Here is a 25,104-nt window from a genome sequence, read left to right as displayed (position 1 = left end):
CGGCCTCCGCGCGGCGTTCTTTTTTTTGGGCCCGTGTCTGCGATCAGCCGCGGCGCAGCGCGAAATGGGCGCCGCAGAACGCCATGACGGCCCCGAGGCAGAGCGCGGCGAGCCCGGCCAGCACGCCCGAGACGGTCGGGATCGGGCTCGGCGCGGAGGCTGCCTGACCCGCCCCCGCGAGCAGGAGCACGCCGACCGCGATCAGGAATTGGCGCATCCGCTGCGGGATCTGGCCGGAGGCAGCGCTCTGCATCAGCGTCGCGGTGAAATAGCCGCCGGAAAAGCCGACCGTCGCGATCAGCCACCACGCGATCGCCGCACCCGCGGGGATGAACTCGGCCGAGTCGGAGCGCCAGAGCCCGCCGAGGTCGAGCCCGTAGCGCGCGCCCAGCATGTGCACCGCGAGCGCCAGCAGCACGCCGGAGATCATTGCGGCGCCGAGAATCAGGCGGCGCGGAAAAAAGGTCGTCTCAACCATGCCTCGCTTGTAGGATGGGCGAGGGCGACCGCGCAAGCGGATCGCGGGCGCGGTGGCGCGGACGGGATCGATCGTCGGGATGCAGGGTTCGGAAGCTGAGGCCGCGTCAGTCACGAGCTATGCCTACAAGGCGTCGCTCATCGGCTCGGCGCATCGCTTCGCGCTGACGGAGCAGGGGCTGTCCTGGCACATCGGCGGCCGCTCGGGCCTGTGGCCGTATGACGAGATCAGCGCGATCCGGCTGTCGTTCCGCCCGGTCTCGATGCAGCAGCACCGCTTTCGCGCCGATATCACCCACGGCAGCGGCCGCCGCATCGCGATCCTGTCGACGAGCTGGCAGACCGCCGCGCTGATGGCGCCGCAGGACAACGGCTTTCGCGCCTTCATCGTCGAACTGCATGCGCGGATGGCGCAGGCCGGCAGCCGCGCGGTGCTGACGTCGGGGCTTGGCCGCATTGCCTATGCGATGGTGCTGGCGTTCCTCGCGATGCTCACGGTCGCGATGGCGGGCCTGTTGATCCGCGCGCTCGCGATCGGCGAGTTCGCCGGGGTGCTGTTCATCCTCGGCTTTGCCGCGCTGTTCGCCTGGCAGGTCGGCGGCTTCGTGCGCCGCAACCGGCCGCGGAGCTATGGCTTCGATCGATTGCCCCGGTCCGTGCTGCCATAGACCGATTTTTACTCCGTCGAGTCCAAATCCTCTTCCTTGGTGCCGAGCAATGACACGATGGTGCGCAGGCCGGCATCGAGCTGCTCCAAGCTGGGCGGGGCGAGGGCGAGGCGCACCGCGTTCGGGGCGTGGCCGTGGGCGATGGCGAAGGTGGAGGACGGCGTCAGGGCGATGCCGCGCCGGGCCGCGGCCGCGACGAAGGTCTGCGAGCGCCAGTGCGGCGGCAGCGTCAGCCACAGATGATAGGAGCGCGGGTCGGCGGCGAGCTGGTAGCCGGCGAGCAACCTTGCCGCGGTCTGCTGACGGCGCGAGGCATCGATGCGTTTCAGCCGCGTGAGCTCGGCGACGGTGCCGTCGGCCATCAGCCGCTGCCCGGCCGCAAGCGCATGGCCGGAGGCGATCCAGCCGCCGGTGCGGACGGCGCTCATCACGCTCTCGCGCAAGCGCGGCGGCGCCACGAGGATGCCGAGCGCGAGGCCGGGCGCGACCTTCTTGGATAGGCTGTCGATCACGATGCAGCGGTCCGGCCCGAGCGCGGCCAGCGGCGTGTCGTCGGCGAGGAAGCCGTAGACCGCGTCCTCGATGATGGTGAGGTCGAGCTTTTCGGCGATACGCATAATGTCGGCGCGTCGCGTCGCGTTCATGGTGACGCCGAGCGGGTTCTGGATGATGGGCTGCAGATACAGTGCGGACAGATGCGCCTCGCGATGCGCCTTCTGGATCGCGTCGGGCCGTGCGCCGAGTTCGTCCATCGGGATCGGGATCAGCGTGATGCCGAGCCGCGCCGCGATGCTCTTAACGTAAGGATAGGTCAGCGCCTCGACGCCGCAGCGGCCGCCGGTGGGGACCAGCGCGGCGAGCGCGGCCGCGAGCGATTGCTTGCCGTTGGCGGTGAAGACGATCTGCTCGGCCTGCGGCGCGAAATCCTTGCGCGCGAGATAGGCGGCAGCGGCATTGCGCGCGCTCCTGGTGCCGGTGCTGGTCGATACGCGCAGCGCGGATTCGAGCGCATCGACGCGCTCGAGCCCGGCGAGGCTCTTGGCGATCATCGCCCATTGCTGCGGCAGCAGCGGGTAATTGACCTCGAAATTGATCCGCGCCTCGGCCGGCTCGCTCGGCATCTCGACCTTGCGCCTGATGTCGCCGGAGATGAAGGTGCCGCGGCCGACCTCGCCGACCACGAGGCCGCGGCGAAGCAATTCCGTATAGACCCGGCTCGCGGTCGAGACCGCGATGCCGCGGTCATAGGCGAAATTGCGCTGCGGCGGCAGCCGGTCGCCAGGCCTTAACGTGCCGTTAGCGATATCTACGGCAATGGCATCGGCAAGCTTCACGTACTCGAACTTGGACATTATTGCACCGAGAGCAATGTTTTCCTTGCTCCGAGCAGTGTACTGAAGCATTTAAGTTCCATCAAGGTCCGCGATTGAGCCGAGGAGAGCGAGAGCAATCCGATGGCAAATGAGGTGCAGGCGCTCACAGGCGCCCGCGCCAACGGCATTGGCTTCGCCGCGCGGAACGACAGGCCGGAGAAAGAAGAATGACCACGATCTCGCAAACTGCAGGGCGGAGCTTTCGCCCATCCTCCTCGAGCGGATTTTTTGCAACGCTCGCCCACGCCGCCTATGCGCTGTTTGACCGCCTGGAGCGCCGCTCCGCCGTCAAGACGCTGAACGAACTCGACGACCGCGCCCTGCGCGACATCGGGATCACGCGCAGCCAGATCGAGGACGCGGTGTACGGGCAGTTCAAGGCCGAGCTGACGCGGTATCTGTGAGGCACGTGTGACGCTCGAGCCGTGCGTGTCCCGGACGCGCTGCAGCGCGCAAGCGCTGCTGCGCAGAGCCGGGACCCAGCAGGCCACGGCACTCGCTGCTGCATGGGCCCCGGCTCTGCAGCGCATCACACCGGACGATGCTTCGCATCGCCGGGAGTGCTGCGCTGCGTCCGGGGCACGAGAGCGGGGAATGATTGACATGGGATCGCATCCTCGCGGCTTGGTCGCCCGAGCTTTGCTTGTCGCTTCGCCCTCTGAATTGAACGAGGGCGCAGGGAAGGCCGGGAGCCGGTGGCTCCCATGGACCGCCATGCCAAGGGCAGACTGCGTGTGCTGCTGCATAGCGGAGAACAGGGCAACCGGAGACATCCCGGCCTTCCCTGCGCAGTGGTTGGAACGGCTTATGTCGTGCTCTCCCCGGGGAGCGTTGCACTATTGCCCCCGTCGCCTTGCGGACGATCGATGCGCGGGCCCGGTCGGGCCGCCGCATCACCACAAGACTTGGCGCACAGACCCCGGGCGCCAGGACCACACGATTTTGCCGTACGCCGATCGCACCGGTCGTGTGCGCGACGGCCTTGCTCACGGTTGCCCGCCCTGCAAGACCCTTCGCGCCGATGCCATCGGCGTCCACCGCCGCCCGGCCCGCGTTCGTGACGATCGCGATACGCCCCTCTTCCTTGGGCCGGGTTGCGCGACACATACGTCATTTCCGAATTTCGGTAAAGCGGAATATTTTCAGTGGCGCGGATTGACCGAGGGGTTGGGTGTTTTGCCCGCCCGGTAACGCAAGGGATTGGGGTCTCGTGTCGAATGGAGTGCTGCTCCCTCGGCGCCGCCGCAAGCAAAAACGCCGCCCGCTTGAAATGAAGCGCAGGCGGCGGCTGATCAGCCCGGGAGGGTGAGAGTAAAATCCCGATACCAGTTGGTCTCTACGGGGCGGAGATCGGTTCAGCCCGTTGGCGATGAAGCCCTAGAGCGGCGCCGATAGGCCCGGCGAGGTCAGCCACTTGTTGACCTCTCCGGCAACATCGATCTGCCGGGCTTTTCGCAAAAGCTCCGCGCGACGGATGCCGGCGGGCATCCCTTTGGCCTGCTGGCGAAGGTTGACCGCCTCTTGCGCCAGGCGATATTCGAATGTCGATGATGGTCCTGAGGATCGTCGAGCCAAGATGTTCATGCTCCGCTGCGGGGTAAGCGGGAGCGCAACTCGCGTTCACACCACCGATAGATGCTACGGGCCGCTCGGCGGTGGCGAGACAATGCGACCTTATCTGCGGGATAGCGAGCGCTTTATTTCGGTGCCGCGCGGGAACTATCCGTGAAACTCAGCAGCCGCGGCAAATATTCTTCAGCTTCGCGGCGGTTCGGGCTTCTTCCGCAACAAATGGGTCCTTGTAGCCTGACGATGAGCCGATGCTGGCTTCGGCGGGCCTTGCTACTTTTGGAGGAAATGCCGCATCGTAACAGGACAGCCGCGCGCTGGTGCTTTCGATCGCACGGCAGTTTGGCTCCGCTGCAAACGCTGCGGCCGTGGATGTGCCCAGGGCCGCCGCCAGCAGGAGCGCTCTGGTCCATGGGCCTGTTCGAGCCGCTGTCATGCTGAACACCCCATGTTTACTTGGTTTTACTCGCCCAAATGGGCCGCTCGCCGGTCCATGCCGGCAGAGCATCCCATTCGGACCAGCGCATCCTGCGTTCCTCGTCGCCGACCCTCACGAACACGAAGGGGGCATCGTCCCGACCTGTCTTCGAACCCGTGAAAACCGCCGGAACGCCATAGGCATCTCTGATCATTGCTGTGTTTGCCATTCTCGCCTCCTGTCTCGGCTCGCGTGTCTGCGAGTCTCGGCTCAAGCGCCGCGCTTGCGTTCTGGCGCGGTTCAATTGAACGGACCTGCCACTATAGAACGGCCACGATCGCGATCAGCAGCACGAGGAAAATAGGCACCAGTAAAGGTGGCACGAGCCACTCACGAATGTCGAATTTGACCAAATCGGACATCTGACCGCCTTCTATCGGGTGGAGGCGGGAGCGCGATGCTCTCAGTCACCGATAACAGCCAGGAAGCGCGCGGTGATGCCTGTCTTGTAGCACCCACCTTGCCAATTAGCGAGATCAATCTCGTCCGTCGTCCCCGACGAGCAGCTCACACCAGTTCGTCGGTCCATACCTTGAAGCTGATGAGCTCGCCTGGTCCGAAAATATGAACAATCGGAACATCCGCCGCGTCGCGGCCCTGGGCGATCAGGACACGGCCGATGCGCGGCGTGTTGTTGCGTGCGTCGAAGGTGTACCAGCGACCGCCGAGGTAGGCCTCGAACCAACCTGCAAAGTCGCCGGGCGCGTGCGGCGGCGGAATGCCGATGTCGCCGAGATAGCCGGTGCAGTAGCGCGCTGGAATGTTCATGCAGCGGCAGAACGCGATGGCGAGATGCGCATAGTCGCGGCAGACGCCCTTCCGCTCGTTGAAGACCTCCCACGCCGTCATGGTCGCCCGCGCGTGCTCGTATCCGAACGTGATGTGATGGTGGACGAAATCGCAGATCGCCTGGACGCGCAGCCAGCCGGGCGCCGTCTTCTCGAACAGCTTCCAAGCGATGTCGGAAAGCCGATCTGTTTCGCAATACCTGCTGCCGAGCAGATAGAGCAGGGTGTCCGATGGAAGATCCTGGACCGCGTGCTGCGCAGCTGACGGCACGATCGGATCGGGCAAGCCACTGTCGCGCACCGTTCCGTCGGCCGAAAGGCGCATGCGGCCGGGGGGCGCAACGATTCGGCTGCACCAGTTGCCGAAACTGTCGCGATAGGGCGTGATCGGAACGGAAGGCGAGGTGATGAGGTGATCCGGTATGACAACATCGGATGCCCGCGTGAAATGCGTTCCGACCATCGCAATCAATGGCGTAACTTGGGGGAAGTCGTAGACCATTTCGAAGCCGACCCGGATTTGCATGCTTAGGCCTTGGCTCCAACTGCGCTGACCGGAATTGGCCGCCGGATGAGACGTGTCGGCTCGAGCTCAGGTCGGCATCGCTGCGACAGTCCGGTCTGCGGCGTCGCTGAAGAGGAGATGGCTATGCAGCCGGCCGGACGCAATGCCGGGTGCCGCAAGGCCAAGCCACGTCCCATCACCAAATTCTGCCGTGTCCGGCCAGTCCGATAGCGGAGGGCGCGGTGCTCGCCGGCATTCGTGGTATCCATTGTTTAGTGCAATGTCGCGGCAGCGGCTTCATCGATGGCCGCCATCAATTCGGGCGTCGCAGATTGATGGACCATATGACCCACGCCGGCGATCCGGTGCAGTTTGCTCTGCTTGATCTCTTTGTGGAGCCTGACCGATTGCTTTTCGATGTCGATCAGACGGTCGTCGTCACCCCCGATGATGATCGTGGGCATCTTGAGTTCGCTATAGGTCTTTGCAGCGATAGAGGCTGCCGGGACCATCAAGGCCGCTTCTGCGGCACTGGCACGCATCTGTGCCGGCCGCACAGCCATTGCCTTGGGAAAGTCGGCGAATTTCTCGGGGACTGCGCGCGGGCCGAATAGCTTGCGCAACATCACGGGCCACATCAGCTGGCCCAAGATCGGGGACACGGTGAAACTGATGACATCGCCGAGTCCAGGGATTGCAGGTGCCAAAGAGGCCGCGGCGTCGGTGCGGGCGGTCGGGAAATAGTATCCCGACGCCAGCACCAATGCTTCGACCAGCGCTGGATGCCGGATCGCCAGCGCCACGGCGAGCGACGCTCCCCATGAATGTCCAACCACAATCGCGCGCTGAACACCCAGACGGCCGAGTGCCTCCTTGAACAGATCTGCCTGCGTCTCAGGAGTCCAAACCGCATTGCGGGGCCGCAAGCTATGTCCGAATCCCGGGCGGTCGAAGACGATAACCCGGTAGTTTGCAGCTGCTAGATCAATCAAGCCGCTGGACTCGAAGTCCTGGATCATGCTGCCGTTGCCGTGAAAGAGAACCAGCGGGCGGCCGTTGCCACGCTCCACGTAGTGCAGACGAACGCCATTGACCTCGATGAACCGTCCCTGTGGTGGATTATCGCGTTGTGCCTTGCTGGCAAGCTGCCGATTGATGAGGGCGGCCCCCGCCATCACCGTTACGGCCCCGGTCACGGCGGCCAGCGCGGGATATCGCCTCACGGCGCCGAGGCAGCTGGAGACGAGCGAAGGGAAACGAGTTTGCAGCAAGGTCATTGGCAGTACCTCATAGGGGGCTGCACGATGCCTCAGAGCAAAAATGAGAAATGTTGCAGGTAGTCCAAACGAGCGCGTCGTCGGTTTGGTTCCTGGGCGAATCCCAAATCTGATCGGTATCCTTTGCCAGCGCCTTCACTTTTCACGCATCACCGATCGGACCTCATGGGTCCGTCTCCGCCGATATCGTTCATGACTTTGATCCGAGCCCTAGTGCCTCACCACCAGCACCGAGCACTTGGCGTAGCGCACGACGTGGCCGGCGTTGGAGCCGAGGAAATAGGTGCGCATCGCCGGCCGGTGCGAGGTCATCACGATCAGATCGGCCTTCATCTGCGCGGCTTCCTCCAGGATCTCGTGGTAGATGCCGCCCTGGCGCACCACGCTGGAGATCCGCCCCGGCTCGATGCCGGATTCGCGTGCGACGATGGCGAGCGCCTCTTCCGAGGTCTGGCGCTGCTGTTCGTCGAAATCGGCCGGCACGTATTCGGCCAGCATCACCGGCGTCATCGGCAGCACGTTGAGCAGCCGCACCGTGCCGCTCCAGGTCTGCGACAGCGTTGCCGCGGTCGCGATCGCCGGCTTGGCCAGATCGGTGTCGGCGAGGTCGATGGGCACGAGGATGGACTTGAACATCTGCGCCTCCAGATTTGCGGTCAGCGGTCTGCGGGTACGTCGCGATCATCCCGATCGAAGCAGCTTGGGGCTGGTGAACAGCACCAGTTTGCCGCGGCGGTAGGCCACGTCGGCCCAATCCTTGACGTCAAAGTCGAAGATCGCAAGTCCCGAAGTGGGCAGATTGTCGGCGAGCGCGTTGGCGCCATCAGGATCGCCGCCGCCCATCAGCATGAGCGCGGCCTCGTGCATGCCGGGATTATGGGCGACCAGCAGCAATTGCTTCGGGTCGGCCGGGGCCGTTGCCGTGCGAATGGAATCCAGGATCTGCGCGGGATCGGCGCCATAGAGTTCCGGCAGGATCTCGACCTGCGGCGCCGGGACGCGGTCCTTCATCGCCTCCCAGGCGATGTCCCAGGTCTGCCGGGCCCGGACGGCGTGCGACACCAGCACGGTATCGGGGAAGGGCGGATGGTCGGCGAGCCAGTCGCCGATCTGCGCCGCATCCCTGCGGCCACGCTCGTCGAGCCGGCGGTCCTGGTCACGGCCGCTCGGCGCGTCGGTCTCGGTCTTGGCGTGACGCAGCAACATCAAACGGCGCATGGCATTCTCGAATCGCTCCCCGTCCAGAATAATCTACAGGCGCCGGTTGAGGACAAGGTGACAGGCGCCCGATCGGTCCTTTAAAGCGCGATGAGATTAGGGCAAATTCCCATCGCGCTTTGAATTTTTGTTTCGAGCATGATCTTTTCGGAAAACCGCTGCACACTTTTCCGGATCATGCTCTAAGAAAACTGCATGAGCGAGACTTACACAAGCGTGTCCCAGGACGAAGCCGGCTTTCGCGACCGCACGCGGCTGTCGTTCGACCTCGACGCCGACATCTGCGTCATCGGTGCGGGGCTGGCCGGGCTCACCATCGCGCTGGAGGCGGCCCGGCTCGGGGCCAGTGTCGCCGTGCTCGAGGGCCGCCACATCGGCTGGAACGCGTCCGGCAACCAGCTCGGCACGGTGATGCCGGGTTTTGCGCTGCCGCTCACCGACCTGATCGAACGGATCGGCTTCGAGGACGCGCGCGAATTGTGGACGCTGTCGAAGGAGGGCGCCGAGTTCGTCCGGGCCAACGCCACGGAGGAGAACATGCCGGGGATCGCCCTGAGCGAGGGCGTGCTGGAGGTCTCGAACGTCGATGCCGGCGACCGGCTGATCAGCCGGTTGCAGATGCTGAACGAGGATTTCGACACCGAGGTCGAGGGGTGGCAGGTCGATCGCGTCCGCGAGGCGCTGAAGACGGATCGCTATTTCCACGGCGTGTATTATCCCAGGGCGTTCCAGGTCGACGGCCGCAAATATGTGCACGGCCTCGCGGCGCTGGCGCGGCGGGCAGGCGCCCGAATCTTCGAGGACACGCCGGTCGTCAGCATCGATCATTCCGGCATCCGCAAACGCATCGTCACGCCCTCGGCGCGGCTGCGCGCCACCCACATCGTGCTCGCGGGCAACATCCATCTCGGCGCGCCCTTGAAGCGCCTGTCGGAGACGCTGCTGCCGGTCTGGCGCTATGCCGGAATCACCGCGCCGCTCGGCGAGCGCGTGCATGAGATCATCGCCTTCAAGGGGTCGGTGATGGACAGCGACGGTATCGATCATTTCCGCATCGTCGACGGCGACCGGCTGATGTGGGAGAGCCCGGAGACCACCTGGGCCGCGCGTCCGCAGCGCTTTGCGGGCGCCGTCAGACGCCGGATCCGCACGATCTTCCCAGCGCTCGGCGATGTCGAGATCGCCGACATGTTCGGCGGCGCCATCGGCCAGACCGTGCACGGCATGCCGCAGATCGGCCAGTTGCGCAAAGGCCTGTGGGTGGCGAGCGGCTTCGGCCGCCAGGGCATGAACACCTCGGCCATGGCCGGGCAGATGATCGCGCGCAGCATCCTGGGCGGCGACGAGCGCTGGAAGCTGTTCTCGCCGTTCGAACTGGTCTGGGCGGGCGGCGCCACCGGGCGGGTCGCAGGCCAATTGGTCGGGATCTGGGGCAGGGCGAGCTCCGCGGTGGCGGGCTCTCTGGCCCGTTACCGCGAGCGCGCGCGGGTCAAGGACAGGGAGCGCGAGGCACGCCTCGCCCAGGCCAACCGGGCCGCCGGCACCGGGCCGCGCCGCCCGCCCCCCGGCGTTCGGCCGCGACCGTCACCGCCGCCGCGACCGGCGGCCGAAGCCGTGGAACCGGCCTCGCATGACGACGTGGCCTCCCGATAAGTTGAGTGAAATTCCGCCCGAACGTGTAACTTCGGCCGTTCAAGACCGTATCTCAGGGCGTGGAGCTCCCGCACGGAGAATGAGATGTTTGACCGCCGCATCCTGTTGACGACTGCCGCCGGACTGTTTGGCCTCGGCGCCCTTCGCTGGCTGAGGGGAACGCCTGCCGAGGCCGGCGAGAAGACCGCCAAGAAATTCGAGATCATGAAGACGGAGGCTGAATGGCGCGCCCAGCTCACGCCGCAGCAGTATGAGATACTGCGCAACCACGGCACCGAGCGGCCAGGTTCCAGCCCGCTGCTGAAGGAGAAGCGCAAGGGCATCTTCGCGTGCGCCGGCTGCGATCTGCCGTTGTTTGCATCCGAGACCAAGTTCGAGAGCGGCACCGGCTGGCCGAGCTTCTATGCGCCGATCGAGGGCAATGTCGGCAAGACCGAAGACCGCGCCTACGGCATGGTTCGCACCGAGGTGCATTGCCGGCGCTGCGGCGGCCATCTCGGCCACGTCTTCGACGACGGTCCGAAGCCGACCGGATTGCGCTATTGCATCGACGGTTTCGGCCTGGTGTTCCATCCCGCGGCGGCGTCGGCGACGTAGGCATGAGGCCGTCATTCCGGAGCGATGCGTCAGCATCGAATCCGGAATCTCGAGGTTCCGGATTCGATGCCTTGCATCGCTCCGGAACGACACCCGGCCCCGGCAATTGTTGCCGGTCCCGGCAATTGTGCCCCGGTCGCCAGGCCGGGGCTTTTTCATTAAGTCGTTGATTTCACGAGAATACCCGCATTGGCATAGCCCTTGCGACGGTCTCCCCCGACTGCGGCCATGGTCGACCGGCCGCCGAGATCGGATTTGGAGACAAAGTTATGGGTATCTTCGATGCAATGAACACCTCGGTGGGTGGCCTGCAGGCGCAGTCGTTCGCGCTGCAGAACATTTCCGGCAACATCGCGAACTCGTCCACCACCGGTTACAAGGGCATCGGCACCAGCTTCGTCGACCTCATTCCCGACTCGTCGGTCCCGAGTAAGCAGGTCGCAGGCGGCGTGCAAGCCAATGCGAAGGCCACCATCACCACGCAGGGCACGATCTCGTCCTCCACCGTCGCCACCAACATGGCGATCACCGGCGACGGCTTCTTCTCGATCCAGAAGGCGAGCGGCGTCGTCGACAACGTGCCGGTGTTCACCGGCGTCACCTATTACACGAGGCGCGGCGACTTCCAGCTCAATGCCAACGGCAATCTGGTCAACGGCGCCGGCTATTACCTGATGGGCGTCACGGTCGACCCGAAGACCGGCAACCCGACCGGCAGCGTCGCGAACGTGCTGCAATTCCAGAACAACTTCATTCCGGCGCAGGCGACCACCTCGATCCAGTACGCGGCGAACCTGCCGACCCAGCCGAACACGGTGGCGAAAACCACGGCCTCGACCGGCACGTTGCTCGCGGCCGGCGGCCTGAACCCGTCCGATTTCGCCGCCAACCCGCTGCCGGTCGGCACGCCGCCGGCGCCCTATGCCAACGCGACGGTCTCCGGCGCGGCCGCAACCGGCAACATCCGCTCGGCCTATTCCTCGACGACGGCCACCGGCACCGTCGCGCTGCAGAACAATTCCTCGGCGGTCGCCTCGACGACCACGTCGCTGGACAACGCCGCCGGCACGCATCTGGCATCGAGCATCCTGACCGCGCTCAGCGGCCAGACGCTGACCGTGAACGGCAACACCATCACCTTCAACGGCGGCACCACGGTCTCGACCGTCGGCAGCAACACCACGATCGGCCTCGGTGCGGGCACCACGGCGACGGTGGCGGACATCCTGAACGCGATCCAGACGGCCGGCGGCGCCGGCGTCACCGCCTCGCTCTCGGTCAGCGGCAATATCCAGATCGCGACCGGCACCGGCACGGACGTTGCGATCGGCAGCGGCACGGCGGCGACCGCGCTCGGCATCAGTAGCGTGACCCGCGGCGGCAACGTGCTGTCCTCGCCCGCGATCTCCGGCGCGACCGTGCTGAGCGGCTCCGCGACGGCCGGCGGCGCCCAGGTGCTCACATCCGGCTTCTCCGCAGGCGACACCATCACCGTCAACGGTCAGACGCTGACCTTCATGGCCTCGGGTGCTGCGGGGCCGAACCAGATCAACGTTGGCGACAACGTCACGACCCTGCTCGGCAAGATCGATGCGCTCTCCGGCGCCTCGGGGTCGTCGGTCAGCAGCGGCGGCGTGATCACGCTCAACACCGGCACCGTCTCGAACCTGACGGTTTCCAGCTCCAACAGCGCCGCCTTCTCGGCGCTCGGCTTCACCTCGACGATCACCCGGAATCGTGAGGGTGGCGGCACGGCCGGCACCGGGGGCGTGATCGGCAACGACATCGCCACCTTCACCAAGGAATCGATCAGCGGCGGCGCGGTGACCGCCTACAACGCCGCCGGCACCCCGGTGAACCTGCAACTGCGCTGGGCCAAGACCGACAGCGCCTCGCTCGGCGCGGGCCATTCGGACAGCTGGAACCTGTTCTACCAGACCGATCCGAACGCGACCGGCACGACCGTCGGCTGGGTCAACACTGGTCAGACCTTCACCTTTGCCGCCGACGGCTCGCTGACCTCGCCGAGCGGCTCGGGCATCACCATCAACAACGTCACCGTCAGCGGCCAGTCGCTCGGCTCGGTCGCCTTCAACATCTCCTCGGGCGGGCTGACGCAATATGCCAGCACCAGCGGCGCGGTGACCATCAACACCATCACGCAGAACGGCTATGCCGCCGGCCAGCTCCGCTCGGTCGCCGTCAACAACAACGGCGTCGTGGTCGGCACCTTCTCCAACGGCCAGAACCTCAACCTCGCCCAGGTGCAGCTCTCGCACTTCAACGGCACCAATTACCTGAAGGCGATGGACGGCGGCGCCTATGCCGCGACCGAGCAATCGGGCGACGCCATCGACGGCGCCTCGGGCACCATCAGCGGCTCGTCGCTGGAGGGATCCAACACCGACATCGCCGACGAATTCACCAAGCTGATCGTGACGCAGCAGGCCTATTCGGCCAACACCAAGGTGATCACGACCGCGAACTCGATGGTGCAGGATCTCCTGAACGTGTTGCGCTGATCGGCGCGTGAGGCAACCAAAGGCGGGCCAGTGATATGGGTTTGAGTTCAGCCCTCGCCAGTGCGATGAGCGGCCTGCGTGCCAACCAGGCCGCGCTCTCGATCGTCTCCTCGAACGTCGCGAATGCGCAGACGCCGGGTTACGTCGTCCAGACCCCGAACCAGATCGAGGTCACCACCGGCGAGTTCGGCTCGACGGCGATGACCACCGGCGTCAGCCGCCTGCTCGACACCTACGTGCAGAACCAGCTGCGGACCGAGACCGGCGGCAGCGGCTACGCCGACCAGATGGCCAACATCCTGAAGCAGCTTCAGAATGTCTACGGCACGCCCGGCAATTCCGGCACGCTCGAAAGCGCGCTGAACAAGTTCACCACGGCGCTGCAGGCGCTGTCGACCAGCTCGGGTGCGTCGTCGGCGCAGACGGTCGCGCTCGGGGCGGCGCAGGCGCTCGCGACGCAGCTCAACGTCACCACCAAGGGCATCCAGTCGCTGCGCTCCAACGTCGAGCAGGATCTCGGCAACTCGGCGCAGGCCGCCAATGCGGCCATGAAGCAGATCGCCGACATCAACACCAGGCTCCAGGGCCTGGGGGCCAACGATCCTTCGGCCGCAACGCTGATGGACCAGCGCGACCAGGCCATCAACACGCTGTCGAAATATGTCGACGTCCGCGTCACCACCGACAACTCGAACCAGGCCAACATCTACACCACGACCGGCATTCAGCTGGTCGGCGCCGGGCTCGCCTCGGAATTCTCTTTTGCCTCCGCCGGCACGCTGTCGGCGACGTCGCAATACAACATCGACCCCGCCAAGTCCGGCGTCGGCGCCTTCAACATCAAGCTGCCGAACGGCTCGCAGGTCGATGTCGTCGCCAACAACGTGGTGTCGTCCGGCCAGATCGCGGCCGACCTGAAGCTGCGTGACGACATTCTGGTGCAGGCGCAGAACCAGATCGACCAGCTCGCCGCCACGATGTCGAGCGCGCTGTCCGACAAGACCACGGCGGGCAGCACCGTCTCCGGCCCGCCGACCGGCTTCGATCTCGAGCTCGCCGGTGCGCTGCCGGGCAACACGGTCAACATCACCTATACGGACACCGCGACCAACACGCAGCGCCAGGTCACGCTGGTCAATGTGACCGACCCGGCGGCGCTGCCGCTCCAGAACGCGACCAACGCCAACCCGATGCGGATCGGCGTCAACTTCGCCGGCGGCATGGGCGCGATCGCCTCTGCGCTCAATACCGCGCTGTCGGGCTCGCACCTGTCGTTCTCCGCCGCCCCGTCGCCGGCGACCGCCACGACGCTGCGGGTGACCGACGACAATACCGGGCTCGCCAAGGTCGGTTCGGCCTCGACCACCAAGACGATGTCATCGCTGACCTCGGGCAATCCGCAGCTGCCGCTGTTCACCGACGGCGGGCAGGCGCTCTATACCGGCGCGATCACGGCATCGGGCTCGCAGATGACCGGTCTTGCCGGGCGCATCGCCGTGAACACGCAACTGGTGACCGATCCCACCCGGATGTCGGTCTACAATACCTCGCCGGTGACGCCCGCGGGCGACACCACGCGTTCGGACTATCTCTACTCGCAGCTCACCAATGCGGTGTTCTCCTATTCGCCGCAGAGCGGCCTCGGCTCGGCGAGCCAGCCGTTCACCGGCAGCGTCTCGAACTTTCTCCAGCAATTCCTGAGCGTGCAGGCCAACGCCGCGACCCAGGCCACCCAGCTTCAGCAGGGCCAGAGCGTCGTGGTCTCGACGCTCCAGGCCAAGTTCGACTCGACCTCCAAGGTCAACCTGGACTCGGAGATGTCGAACCTGATCCAGCTTCAGAATGCCTATGCCGCCAACGCCCATGTCATGTCGGTGGTGCAGAGCATGATGAACACCTTGATCCAGGCTCAAAGGTAACAAGTAACAGGGCTCTGAAAGATGTCGATCAGCAGCATCAACTACTCATCGTCGGTTCTCGGCGCGCAGATCCGCAACATCAATCAGCAGCTCACCGACCTGTCGACGCAGCTCTCGACCGGCAAGCTGTCGCAGAACTATGCCGGCATGGGCACCAACGAGGGCTTCGCGATCGCCGGGCGCGCGCAGCTCTCCAACATCGCCGCCTATACCGACACCATCACCAACGTCAATGTCAGCATCAACCTCGCCAATACCGCGTTGCAGTCGCTGACCAAGATCCGCAGCACGGTGCAGACCGGCTCCGCCAACACCGCGCAGGATCTCAACGTCAACGGCCAGACCATCGCGCAGAACACCGCCGCGGCCCAGTTCGGCTCGATGGTCGGCGTCCTCAACACGCAGACCGGCAACCGCTATCTGTTCTCGGGAACCGCCGTCAACACGCAGTCGGTTACGGATGCCGGCGACATCATCAACGGTACCACGACGCAGGCGGGCTTCAAGACGGTGATGGCGGAGCGCCAGGCCGCCGACCTCGGCGCCAACGGCATGGGCCGTCTGGTGCAGACGCAGCCGACGCCGAGCTCGATTCAGGTGTCGGAAGACGTCGCGGGCTCGCCGTTCGGCCTCAAGCTCAAGGCGGTCTCCTCGACGCTGACGGGCGCGACCGTCAGCGGCCCGAGCGGCTCGCCGGTGTCGTTCTCGGTCGATCTCAACGGCAACAACCCGAACAACGGCGACAAGCTCAGCATCCAGTTCACGCTGCCGGACGGCACGACCGAGCAGATCGACCTCACCGCATCCTCGGCGACGCCGACGCCGCTCGGCAGCTTCGCGATCGATGCGAGCACCCCCGTCAACCCGACCAATACCGCGACAAATCTCAATGCCGCGCTGAACACCGCGATCACGAAGCTCGCCAACACCTCGCTGGTCGCGGCATCCGCGATCGTCGCCGGCGACAATTTCTTCAACACCGCCAGCTCTGCGATCGGCACGCCGGTCAACAACCAGGCGGCGATTCCGGCGCCCGTCACCGGCGCTACGGCGCTGTCGGGGGCGACTCCCTCGGATTCGATCTCGCCGGGCTTCGTCGCCGGCGACACCATCACCGTCAACGGCACCCCGCTGACCTTCGTGGCCTCGGGCGCGACCGGCAACCAGCTCAACGTCACCGACAGCATCCAGACCCTGCTCGGCAAGATCGACGCCATCACGGGGACGTCGAAGCCCTCGACGGTCCATGGCGGCTCGATCACGATCAACACCGACGATGCGGCGAGCCTCAACATCACCAGCTCGAACACCGGCGCGCTGGGCTCGCTCGGCTTCGGCGCGACGCCCGTGACCGCCACGCAGCCGCCGCTGCGCGTCGGCTCCTCACCGGCGAGCTCGGCGACGACGCTGGTCAACGGCACCGCCAACACCGTGAAATGGTATCTGGGCAATGACGGGCCCGGCTCGGCGCGCTCCACCGCGATGGCGCGGGTCGACGATTCCATCGCGGTACAGTATGGCGCCCAGGCCAACGAGGACGCGATCCGCCGACAATTGCAGGCGATCGCGGTGTTCGGGACGTTCTCGACCTCGCCGACCGGGCAGTATTCGGGCGGGCAGGTCTCCGCGCTGAGCCTGCGGGTGACGCAGGCGCTGACGCAGCAGCCGGGTCAGCAGCGCATCGAGGACATCCAGACCGACATCGCGATGGCCCAGAACACGATGAAGGACGCCTCCACGCGCCAGACCCAGGCCAAGGCGCAGCTCCAGACCATCATCGACCAGGCGGAATCGGCCTCGCCCGACCAGGTCGCGAGCGAGATCCTGGCGCTGCAGAACGCGCTGCAAGCGTCCTACCAGGTGACCTCGAACCTCGCGCAGCTCTCGCTGGTCAAGTTCCTGTAAGGGCCCGCGTTAAGGCGCCGTTAACCATGCCTCTTTACCTCTTGGTGAGGATTGGAGCGGGGCGGAGCTGCCGATGTCGGACAGGATGCAATTGGTGGTGGCGACGCCATGCTTCGGCGGGCAGGTGTCGAGCATCTATGCGAGCTCGATCTTCGCGCTGCAGCGCGCCGTTCATGGCATGTCCAATCTCGAGCTCAAGGTGCTGCTGCGGGACGGCGACGCGCTGATTACCCGCGCGCGGGCCAATCTGGTCGCGATGTTCCTGGACGATCCCAACGCGACGCATTTCCTGTTCGTCGACGCCGATATCGGCTTCAAGCCGGAGCAGGTGTTCCGGCTGATCGAATGCGGCGCGGACATCGTTGCCGGCTGCTATCCGATCAAGCGGGTCAATTGGGACAAGGCCGCGCGGGCGATCCAGTCGGGCCGGGCCGACGTGCCGGCGGCTTCGCTGGACTACGTGCTCGAGATCGAGGATCCCGACCGCATCGTCGTCGTCAACGGCTTCACCCGCGTGCGCTATGCCGGCACCGGCTTCCTGATGATCCGGCGCCACGCGCTGGAGGCGATGTGCCGCCACCCGGACTATGCGGGCCTGCAGTTCTTCCGCGAGCATTCGCACGACACGCTGGTTGCGAGCCAGAACCGCTTCGCGCTGTTCGAATGCATGATCGATCCGGCGACCGGCACTTATCTTTCCGAGGACTTCGCCTTCTGCAAGCGCTGGACCGATATCGGCGGCGAGATCTGGGCCGACATCCAGAGCTCGCTCGATCACGTCGGGCCGTCGGTGTTTCATGGCGACATCGCCTCGCAATTCACACCGGCGCCTGCAGTGGCGGCGGCCGATGCGGCCTGAGCCTTTCGGGATGAGCACCGGCGCATCCCGCCTGTCAGGACCGGAACGCGCATCCGACTGCGGTTCGCGGTACCGCCTGCGCGATCTCTTCACGCCCCTCGATGCGCTGCTCGTCTCCGGAGGAGATCCGCGGCTGGCGCTCGACGTCGCGGGCCGCCTCAACGTGTATGGCTGCGCGGCCGCGCCGGAGCCGGAAATCTGGAATTTCGCCTCCTCGACGGCGTCGACGATTTCGCCGGCTGCCTATGACCGTGTCGCGCTGGCGCGCGAAGAGCTGGTGCACAAATGCCTGTTCGACGAAGTCGAGGTCGCCTTCGACGCGCGCTGCGAGGACATGCGAAGCGAGCTGCGCGGCCACCTCCAGCTTCCACCGCGCGTCGAAATCGTGTTCTCGCCCTCCGGGACGGACTCCCAGCTTCACGCCTTGTTCCTGGCGCGCGCGGCGCTCGGGGCGCCGCCGCTGACGATCGTGGTCGGCGCCGACCAGACCGGAAGCGGCACGATCCATACTGCGCGCGGGCACCATTTCGGCTCCATCACGGCTAGCGGCGTTGCGGTTCGCAAGGACGGCGCGGTGGCGGGGCTCGCCGGCGCCAGTGTTGCTTTGCCGCTGCTCGAGGCCGGCCCCGCGCTTGCGATGCGCGGGGATGCCGATGCCGCGGTGCTGCGTGCGGTCGAAGCCAATATCGCGCAAGGCACGCCCGTGCTGCTCCAGATCATGGATGCGTCGAAGCTCGGCTGGCGCGCACCAAGCGCAGCCTGCCTCGACGAGATCGCGCGACGCTGGCCGCGCAAGGTCCAGATTGTCGTCGACGCCTGTCAGGCGCGGCTCGGGCGCCGCCGCCTGCGCTCGTATCTCGACCGCGGCTACATGGTGCTGATCACGGGCTCGAAATTCTACGGTGGGCCTGCCTTCAGCGGTGCGCTGCTGGTGCCCGAGAGCCTGTCGCGGACGCTCGACCGTGCCGAGGGGATCGCGCCCGGCATTTTCGACTATGCCGGCCGTTGCGATTGGCCGATGGCCTGGACGAAGCTGCGTTCGCGCTTCGAGCGCCGCCCGAATTTCGGTCAATGGCTGCGCTGGGAGGCGGCGCTTGCCGAGATCGGCGGCTATTACGCCGTGCCCGGTGCATTCCGCGCCAAGGCGCTCGCCGATCTCGCCGCCGGCATCGACAGCATGATCGCGCTGTCGCCGTCGCTTCGCTCGGTCGCAGCCGCGACCGGCACGGCCGACGCGGATGACGAGGAATTTGCACAAACTACGATCTTTCCGTTCATGCTGCTGCGCGGCGGCAAGCTGGTTTCGATCGCCGAAACCAACGCCATCCATCAGGCTTTGGCGCGTGACATGAGCCAGGCGATCAGCGGCACCGCGGCGGACCGACAGGTCGCCGCGCAGCGTTGCCTGATCGGCCAGCCGGTCCGTCTGGAGCGGCAGGACGCGGCCCCGCAGGCCGTGCTGCGCCTTTGCGTCGGCGCCCGAATAGTGACCGAAGCCTGGTCGTCGGATACGGCCGAGGCGCAACGCAATGTGCAGCAGGTCCTCGATCGCATCGCCCATGTCCTGGTAAAGATCGAGCTGCTGCTCGACCGTGGCGCAGTCGCCGCCGCGCCGGTAAGCTCCGCGTTCGAGGTGTGAGATGCAGCATCCGCTTTCCGCGCCGATCGGCATGATTGCGGCGAACTATGCCGATCGCATCGGCTTTGCGCAGCTGACGCGTCAGGCCTTCGAAGGTGTCGACCTGCATCCGCTGCGCGACCAATTGCTGGCGCGGATCGCGGCGGGGACGGCGCTGGCGGGCGAAGGGCTCGATCTGTCGTTGATCACCCAGCTTCTCGGCGACAAGGATCAGGGGCTTGCGATCCAGTCGGAGGTGCTGGCCTTCCATCAATTGTTTCGCACGCCGAGCGCCGCTCCGAAGCCCAGCCTACGCGTGCTCGCGCTCGCGGCCGACATCGACATGGGCGGCAACACGCCGATCGATTTTCTGCTCGAAGGCTCCGACATCGAGCTGTTGACGCTCTACGTGGTCAAGGGCGTCGGCCTGCCGGAGAATTTGCCGGAGCACGACGTCGCCATCGTGGTCGCCTCCGATTCCGAGGAATGCCGCGAGGCGCTCGCCTTGATCGGAAAGGCCGCGCCGCATTGGCCGCGGCCGCTGCTCAATCGTCCCGATCGCATCGGCAATCTCGATCGCGACAAGCTGCATCGGCTGCTGGCCGGCGTGCCCGGTCTGGACATTCCCGCGACCATCCACGCGACGCGGGCGCAATTGTCGGAGCTTTCGAGCGGGCGGATCGCCTGCCGGGACATTGCGGGTGAACTGCGCTTTCCGATGATCGCGCGGCCGCGCGGCTCGCATGCCGGCGTCGGACTCGCGAAGCTCGACGATGCGGCGGCGCTCGCATCTTATCTTGCCGAGCGTAGCGAGCAGGATTTCTTCGTCGCGCGTTTCGTCGATTACGTGAATCCAGACGGGCTCTATCGCAAGTATCGTCTCGCGATGGTCGACGGTAAACCTTACGCCTGCCACATGGCGATCGCCGACCGTTGGGATATCTGGTACCTCAACGCCAACATGGCCTTCAGCGAGGAGAAGCGTGCGGAGGAGGCGATCTTCATGCGCGACTTCGACCACGCCTTCGCGGCGCGCCACAGAAGCGCGCTCGACGAGATGAGCAGGCGGGTCGGCCTCGACTATTTCATCGTCGATTGCGCGGAGAACCAGGACAACGAGCTTCTGGTCTTCGAAGCCGACAACACCGCCGTCGTGCACAACATGGATTCGCCAGCCGTGTTTCCTTACAAGCCGCCGCAGATGCGCAAGATCTTTGCGGCGTTCGCGGCGATGCTGTCGCGGCATGCAAGAGCGGGCGAGGGGAGTGCAAGATGAACGAGATCGTCCGCAATGCGCAGAGCTCCGTAGCGCACACCTCGCTCGATCCGCAGGACTGGAGCGCGTTTCGTGCGCTCGCCCATCGCATGCTGGATGAGACGATCGACGGCATCGCCAACATCCGGACGCGTCCGGTCTGGCAGCCGATCCCTGACGACGTCCGCGCGGCCTTCAAGGCCGACGTGCCGCGCGAGGCGAGCGACCTCGCCGAGGTCTACCGCGAATTCGCCGATCACGTCGCGCCCTATGCGACCGGCAACGTCCATCCCGGCTTCATGGGCTGGGTGCATGGCGGCGGAACCGCGGTGGGCATGCTCGCGGACATGCTCGCGGCAGGCCTCAACGCCAATCTCGGCGGCCGGGACCATATGCCGATCGAGGTCGAGCGCCAGGTCGTCGATTGGATGCGCCGCCTGTTCGCCTTTCCGGATAGCGCGAGCGGCATCTTCGTCACGGGTACCTCAATGGCCAATCTGATGGCGGTGCTGGTGGCGCGCACCGCTGCGCTCGGCGCGCTGGCGCGGCAATACGGCATCGGCAATGACGGTGCGCTGCTCACCGCCTACACTTCGCAGGCCGCGCATGGCTGCGTCTCCAGGGCGATGGACATTGCCGGGCTCGGCACCGATGCGCTGCGCAAGGTCGGCGTCGATGCCGATCATCGCATCGACATTGCCGCGTTGCGCGCGCAGATCGCCGTTGATCGCGAGGTCGGCTTCAAGCCGTTCCTGGTCGTCGCTTCCGCCGGCACGGTGGACGTTGGTGCGATCGACGATCTCAAGGCCGTCGCGGAGCTGTGCCGCGAGGAGGGAATCTGGTTTCACGTCGACGGTGCTTTCGGTGCGCTTGCGATCTTCTCGCCCGAGCTTGCGCCGCTGCTCGCCGGCATCGAGCTTGCCGATTCCATCGCGCTCGACTTCCACAAATGGGGACAGGTGCCGTACGATGCCGGCTTCCTGCTGGTGCGCGACGGCGAGCAGCATCGGCAGGCCTTTGCACAGCCCGCGGCCTATCTGCGCCGTGAGGCGAGGGGGCTTGCGGCGGGAGCGGTCTGGCCCTGCGATCTCGGCCCCGATCTGTCGCGCGGCTTCCGTGCGCTGAAGACGTGGTTCACTCTGAAGACGTTCGGAATCGACCGGCTGGGTGCGACGATCGCGCGAAGCTGTGCGCTGGCGAAGTATCTCGAGGCGCGCGTGCTGGCCGAGCCGCGGCTGGAATTGCTGGCTCCGGTCAACCTCAACATCGTCTGTTTCCGCTACCGTGCCGACGATGCGGTCAACCGGGAGATCGTCGCCGATATCCAGGAGTCGGGAGTGGCGGCGCCGTCGAGCACGACGCTGGACGGCAGGTTTGCGATCCGTGCCGCGATCGTCAATCACCGCACCGAGGAGGCGGACATCGATGTGCTGGTCGCGGCGGTGCTGCAGTTCGGCGCACGGCGATGCGGCGACGGCGTGATCGAGGTCGAGGCGCCGCCGCTCGCGGCGCAATAGCCCGCGCATGGTTGAAACGACAACGGCCCCGGAGATGATCCGGGGCCGTTGTCGTTTGCAGAGCTGGATCTTTCGCGAGGCTTCGCCACGCGGACGTTGATGGTCAGGCGGCGGAGCTCACGTCGTCCTTGGTCACTTCAACCTTGGCCGCTTCAGGCTTGGGATGGGCGGCCTCGAACTGGCCCCGCAGCTTTTCTTCATAGGCGATCAGCTTGCGGGCATCCTTCAGCGCCCGGTAGAGGTCGCCGTTCAGGATGTTGTTGTTGATGGCCTCGATGATCGGCCAGGCGCTCGGGACCGCGGTGACGATGTCGCGCACCAGGTTGAAATAGGTGCCGTGCTGGGTCTGCGGATCCGGCGAGATGTACATGAGCTGCACCGCCAGGTAGACGAGCTTGGCAGGCGTATCGGCGGTCTCCGGCGTGAGGATGTCGCGCTCGCGCAGGATTGGCACGTTGTCGCCGTCGATCAGGAGACGGGCCCGCTGGTCCGTATTGGTAATCACGCAGTTGCCGACGATGATGCGTTCGTGCGGTCTGAGCTCGACCTTGAGGGCCATTGCCTGTTCTCCATCAACGCTTTCGTAACCGAGCGTTCGTTGCGGCCTGCCAAGACGTGATTCTCGCTCGCAACTAGTTAACGAGCTGTAAATTCCCGCCATTCGCGCCAAAAAACTCAATGATTTCAACGTTGCGTCTGTGCGCCGGCGTAGCGCTGCGCGCGGCATCCCGGACCGAATCACGCGCGACCGGGCAAAAGCACGGGTTTCATTTCATGTTTCGTTAGAGGTCTCGGCGGCACCGTCCGCCGTCGCTGGGTCAATCGCGATCCAAGCAGACGTGTAACAGTAGCGTCGTTTACCAGAAAGGTAACAGAGTCATGTCCGGTATCGTCCTCTCCGCATCGGTTCGTCAGAACCTGCTCTCCCTCCAGTCCACCGCTGACCTCCTCGCCACCACGCAGAACCGTCTGTCGACCGGCAAGAGCGTCAACTCGGCCCTGGACAATCCCACCAACTTCTTCACCGCCCAGTCGCTCGACAACCGCGCCAGCGACATCAACAACCTGCTCGACGGTATCGCCAACGGCGTGCAGGTGCTGCAGGCCGCCAACACCGGCATCACCTCGCTGCAGAAGCTGATCGACAGCGCGAAGTCGATCGCCAACCAGGCGCTGCAGACCACGGTCGGCTACTCCACCAAGTCGAACGTCTCCGCCACGATCTCCGGTGCGACCGCGGCCGACCTGCGCGGCACGACCTCCTATGCGAGCGCGACCGCGAGCAGCAACGTCGTGTTTAGCGGCGCTGCCGGCGGCACCACCGCGGCGACCGGCACCACGACGCTCGGCGCCACCATCGGCACCTTCTCCAGCACGGGCGCAACGGCCGGCGACGGCACCACGGCGCTCGGCGGCACCATGACGCTGATCGCCACCAACGGCACGACCGCGACCGGCCTTGCCGGCAACGCCCAGCCCGCTGACGGCGACACGCTGACCGTGAACGGCAAGACCATCACGTTCCGCAGCGGCTCGGCTCCGGGCTCGACCGGCGTTCCGACCGGCTCGGGCGTCAGCGGCAACATCGTCACCGACGGCGCCGGCAACTCGACGGTCTATCTCGGCACCGCCGGTACCCCGGCTGCGACCGTCAACGATCTGTTGTCCGCGATCGATCTGGCCAGCGGCGTCAAGACGGTCTCGATCACTTCGGGTGCGGCGACGATCGCCACGAGCAACGGCCAGACCGCTTCGAGCGTTGCTGCGGGCGCCGTCACGCTGAAGAGCTCGACGGGCGCGGATCTGAGCGTCACCGGCAAGGCCGACCTGCTCAAGGCGCTTGCCCTGACCACGTCGGTGGGCGGCGGCAACGCCACCGTCAACGTCAACCGCACCACCAGCTCGGCTTCGCTGGGTGCGACGATCACGGACGGTTCGACGCTGAACGTCAACGGCCACGTCATCACCTTCAAGAACGCGCCGATCCCGGGCTCGACCGGTGCTCCGAGCGTTCCGACCGGTTTTGGTGCGAGCGGTAACGTCCTCACCGACGGTGCCGGCAACTCGACGGTCTACCTGCAGGGCGGCACGCTCAACGACGTGCTGAAGGCGATCGACCTCGCCACCGGCGTGCAGACCGCGACGATCGGCGCCAACGGCACCGCGACGCTTGCGACCGCCACCGGCCAGACCAACTCGTCGATCAACGCCTCCGGCCAGCTCAAGATCTCGACCGGTGTCAATGCCGACCTGTCGGTCACCGGCACGGGCAACGCGCTGAACGCGCTTGGCCTCGCCGGCAACACCGGGACTGCGACCGCCTTCACCGCGGCGCGCACCTCCGGCATCGGCGGCATGGCCGGCAAGACCTTGACCTTCACCTCCTTCAACGGCGGCACGGCGGTTGACGTCACCTTCGGCGACGGCACCAACGGCACGGTCAAGACGCTCGATCAGCTCAACACCAAGCTGCAGGCCAACAACCTGTCCGCGACGATCGACGCCAACGGCCTGCTGACGATCTCGACCACCAACGACTACGCGTCCTCGACCATCGGTTCGAGCGCCGCTGGCGGTGCGATCGGCGGCACGCTGACCTCGGCGCTGACCTTCTCGACGGCTTCCAGCCCCGTCCAGGATACGGTTGCCCAGACCTCGCGTTCCAACCTGGTCAACCAGTTCAACAACATCCTGAACCAGATCGACACCACGGCGCAGGACTCCTCGTTCAACGGCGTCAACCTCTTGAACGGCGACCAGCTCAAGCTGGTGTTCGACGAGACCGGCAAGTCGAACCTCAGCATCACCGGCGTGACCTACAACTCCAAGGGTCTGGGCCTCGCCTCGCTGACCAGCGGTGTCGACTTCATCGACAACGCTGCCACCAACAAGGTGCTGACCAACCT

General features: G+C 65.7%; 21 protein-coding genes. 12 read left to right on the top strand and 9 right to left on the bottom strand.

Going from position 1 to position 25,104, the window contains the following annotated elements:
• Window positions 1-43: 43 nt before the first annotated feature.
• Window positions 44-478 (bottom strand): hypothetical protein, encoded by a 435-nt coding sequence (locus K410_RS0125530; RefSeq protein ID WP_028137504.1) that lies wholly within the window; start codon window positions 476-478, stop codon window positions 44-46.
• A gap of 79 nt (window positions 479-557) precedes the next feature.
• Here K410_RS0125530 and K410_RS0125525 point away from each other — a divergent pair, with 79 nt between their 5' ends.
• Window positions 558-1,145 carry a hypothetical protein gene (locus K410_RS0125525; protein ID WP_028137503.1) on the top strand — a complete coding sequence of 196 codons (588 nt, stop codon included), beginning with the start codon at window positions 558-560 and terminating at the stop codon, window positions 1,143-1,145.
• An 8-nt stretch (window positions 1,146-1,153) separates the two neighbouring features.
• Here the strand turns inward: K410_RS0125525 and K410_RS0125520 are convergent, their stop codons facing one another.
• Complete coding sequence (locus tag K410_RS0125520; RefSeq protein WP_028137502.1) at window positions 1,154-2,497, bottom strand: aminotransferase-like domain-containing protein; 1,344 nt, start codon at window positions 2,495-2,497, stop codon at window positions 1,154-1,156.
• 188 nt (window positions 2,498-2,685) lie between these two features.
• Here K410_RS0125520 and K410_RS0125510 point away from each other — a divergent pair, with 188 nt between their 5' ends.
• A complete protein-coding gene (locus K410_RS0125510) occupies window positions 2,686-2,922 on the top strand; it encodes a DUF1127 domain-containing protein (RefSeq protein ID WP_028137501.1) in 237 nt (78 codons plus the stop codon).
• A gap of 973 nt (window positions 2,923-3,895) precedes the next feature.
• Here K410_RS0125510 and K410_RS0125505 read toward each other — a convergent pair.
• The 6 genes from K410_RS0125505 to K410_RS0125475 all read right to left on the bottom strand — a co-directional run bounded on the left by K410_RS0125505 (window position 3,896) and on the right by K410_RS0125475 (window position 8,353).
• Window positions 3,896-4,102: a hypothetical protein gene (locus K410_RS0125505; RefSeq protein ID WP_049820298.1), complete on the bottom strand. Its 207-nt coding sequence runs from the start codon at window positions 4,100-4,102 to the stop codon at window positions 3,896-3,898.
• 437 nt (window positions 4,103-4,539) lie between these two features.
• Window positions 4,540-4,734 carry a hypothetical protein gene (locus tag K410_RS0125500; protein WP_028137499.1) on the bottom strand — a complete coding sequence of 65 codons (195 nt, stop codon included), beginning with the start codon at window positions 4,732-4,734 and terminating at the stop codon, window positions 4,540-4,542.
• Window positions 4,735-5,072: 338 nt separating this feature from the next.
• Window positions 5,073-5,879 carry a transglutaminase-like domain-containing protein gene (locus tag K410_RS0125490; RefSeq protein WP_028137498.1) on the bottom strand — a complete coding sequence of 269 codons (807 nt, stop codon included), beginning with the start codon at window positions 5,877-5,879 and terminating at the stop codon, window positions 5,073-5,075.
• Between the two features lie 251 nt (window positions 5,880-6,130).
• On the bottom strand, window positions 6,131-7,135 hold the full coding sequence (locus K410_RS0125485; RefSeq protein WP_028137497.1) for an alpha/beta fold hydrolase: 1,005 nt from the start codon (window positions 7,133-7,135) through the stop codon (window positions 6,131-6,133).
• 210 nt (window positions 7,136-7,345) lie between these two features.
• Complete coding sequence (locus tag K410_RS0125480) at window positions 7,346-7,771, bottom strand: universal stress protein (protein WP_028137496.1); 426 nt, start codon at window positions 7,769-7,771, stop codon at window positions 7,346-7,348.
• Between the two features lie 45 nt (window positions 7,772-7,816).
• The gene (locus tag K410_RS0125475; protein ID WP_028137495.1) at window positions 7,817-8,353 is read right to left on the bottom strand and encodes a SixA phosphatase family protein; all 537 of its coding nucleotides are present in this window, start codon (window positions 8,351-8,353) and stop codon (window positions 7,817-7,819) included.
• 195 nt (window positions 8,354-8,548) lie between these two features.
• On the opposite strand from K410_RS0125475, the gene K410_RS0125470 reads away from it, so the two are divergent.
• From K410_RS0125470 to K410_RS0125430, 9 genes are all read left to right on the top strand, one after another.
• Window positions 8,549-10,006 carry an NAD(P)/FAD-dependent oxidoreductase gene (locus K410_RS0125470; RefSeq protein ID WP_028137494.1) on the top strand — a complete coding sequence of 486 codons (1,458 nt, stop codon included), beginning with the start codon at window positions 8,549-8,551 and terminating at the stop codon, window positions 10,004-10,006.
• 84 nt (window positions 10,007-10,090) lie between these two features.
• On the top strand, window positions 10,091-10,603 hold the full coding sequence (msrB, locus tag K410_RS0125465) for a peptide-methionine (R)-S-oxide reductase MsrB (protein ID WP_028137493.1): 513 nt from the start codon (window positions 10,091-10,093) through the stop codon (window positions 10,601-10,603).
• 269 nt (window positions 10,604-10,872) lie between these two features.
• Window positions 10,873-13,125 carry a flagellar hook-basal body complex protein gene (locus tag K410_RS0125460; protein ID WP_028137492.1) on the top strand — a complete coding sequence of 751 codons (2,253 nt, stop codon included), beginning with the start codon at window positions 10,873-10,875 and terminating at the stop codon, window positions 13,123-13,125.
• 35 nt (window positions 13,126-13,160) lie between these two features.
• The gene (flgK, locus tag K410_RS0125455; RefSeq protein WP_028137491.1) at window positions 13,161-15,044 is read left to right on the top strand and encodes a flagellar hook-associated protein FlgK; all 1,884 of its coding nucleotides are present in this window, start codon (window positions 13,161-13,163) and stop codon (window positions 15,042-15,044) included.
• A gap of 21 nt (window positions 15,045-15,065) precedes the next feature.
• Window positions 15,066-16,949 (top strand): flagellar protein, encoded by a 1,884-nt coding sequence (locus K410_RS0125450; RefSeq protein ID WP_028137490.1) that lies wholly within the window; start codon window positions 15,066-15,068, stop codon window positions 16,947-16,949.
• A gap of 73 nt (window positions 16,950-17,022) precedes the next feature.
• The gene (locus tag K410_RS0125445; protein ID WP_028137489.1) at window positions 17,023-17,808 is read left to right on the top strand and encodes a methylenetetrahydrofolate reductase; all 786 of its coding nucleotides are present in this window, start codon (window positions 17,023-17,025) and stop codon (window positions 17,806-17,808) included.
• Window positions 17,798-19,447: a hypothetical protein gene (locus tag K410_RS0125440; RefSeq protein ID WP_028137488.1), complete on the top strand. Its 1,650-nt coding sequence runs from the start codon at window positions 17,798-17,800 to the stop codon at window positions 19,445-19,447. Before K410_RS0125445 ends, K410_RS0125440 begins: the two co-directional genes overlap by 11 nt.
• 1 nt (window position 19,448) lies before the next feature.
• A complete protein-coding gene (locus K410_RS0125435) occupies window positions 19,449-20,702 on the top strand; it encodes an ATP-grasp domain-containing protein (RefSeq protein WP_028137487.1) in 1,254 nt (417 codons plus the stop codon).
• On the top strand, window positions 20,699-22,198 hold the full coding sequence (locus K410_RS0125430) for a pyridoxal phosphate-dependent decarboxylase family protein (RefSeq protein WP_028137486.1): 1,500 nt from the start codon (window positions 20,699-20,701) through the stop codon (window positions 22,196-22,198). The genes K410_RS0125435 and K410_RS0125430 overlap by 4 nt, the downstream gene beginning before the upstream one ends.
• Before the next feature lie 103 nt (window positions 22,199-22,301).
• Here the strand turns inward: K410_RS0125430 and flbT are convergent, their stop codons facing one another.
• Window positions 22,302-22,757, bottom strand: a complete 456-nt coding sequence (flbT, locus tag K410_RS0125425; protein WP_028137485.1) for a flagellar biosynthesis repressor FlbT — start codon at window positions 22,755-22,757, stop codon at window positions 22,302-22,304.
• 320 nt (window positions 22,758-23,077) lie between these two features.
• On the opposite strand from flbT, the gene K410_RS0125420 reads away from it, so the two are divergent.
• A partial coding sequence (locus K410_RS0125420) for a DUF1522 domain-containing protein (protein WP_028137484.1) occupies window positions 23,078-25,104 on the top strand: 2,027 nt, incomplete at its 3' end.

Origin of the sequence: Bradyrhizobium sp. 22 (genome assembly GCF_000482425.1) — a bacterium.
Classification (GTDB): domain Bacteria; phylum Pseudomonadota; class Alphaproteobacteria; order Rhizobiales; family Xanthobacteraceae; genus Bradyrhizobium; species Bradyrhizobium japonicum_B.
The sequence above is the reverse complement of the archived record's forward strand: the minus strand, read 5'-3'. Positions and strand labels throughout refer to the sequence as shown.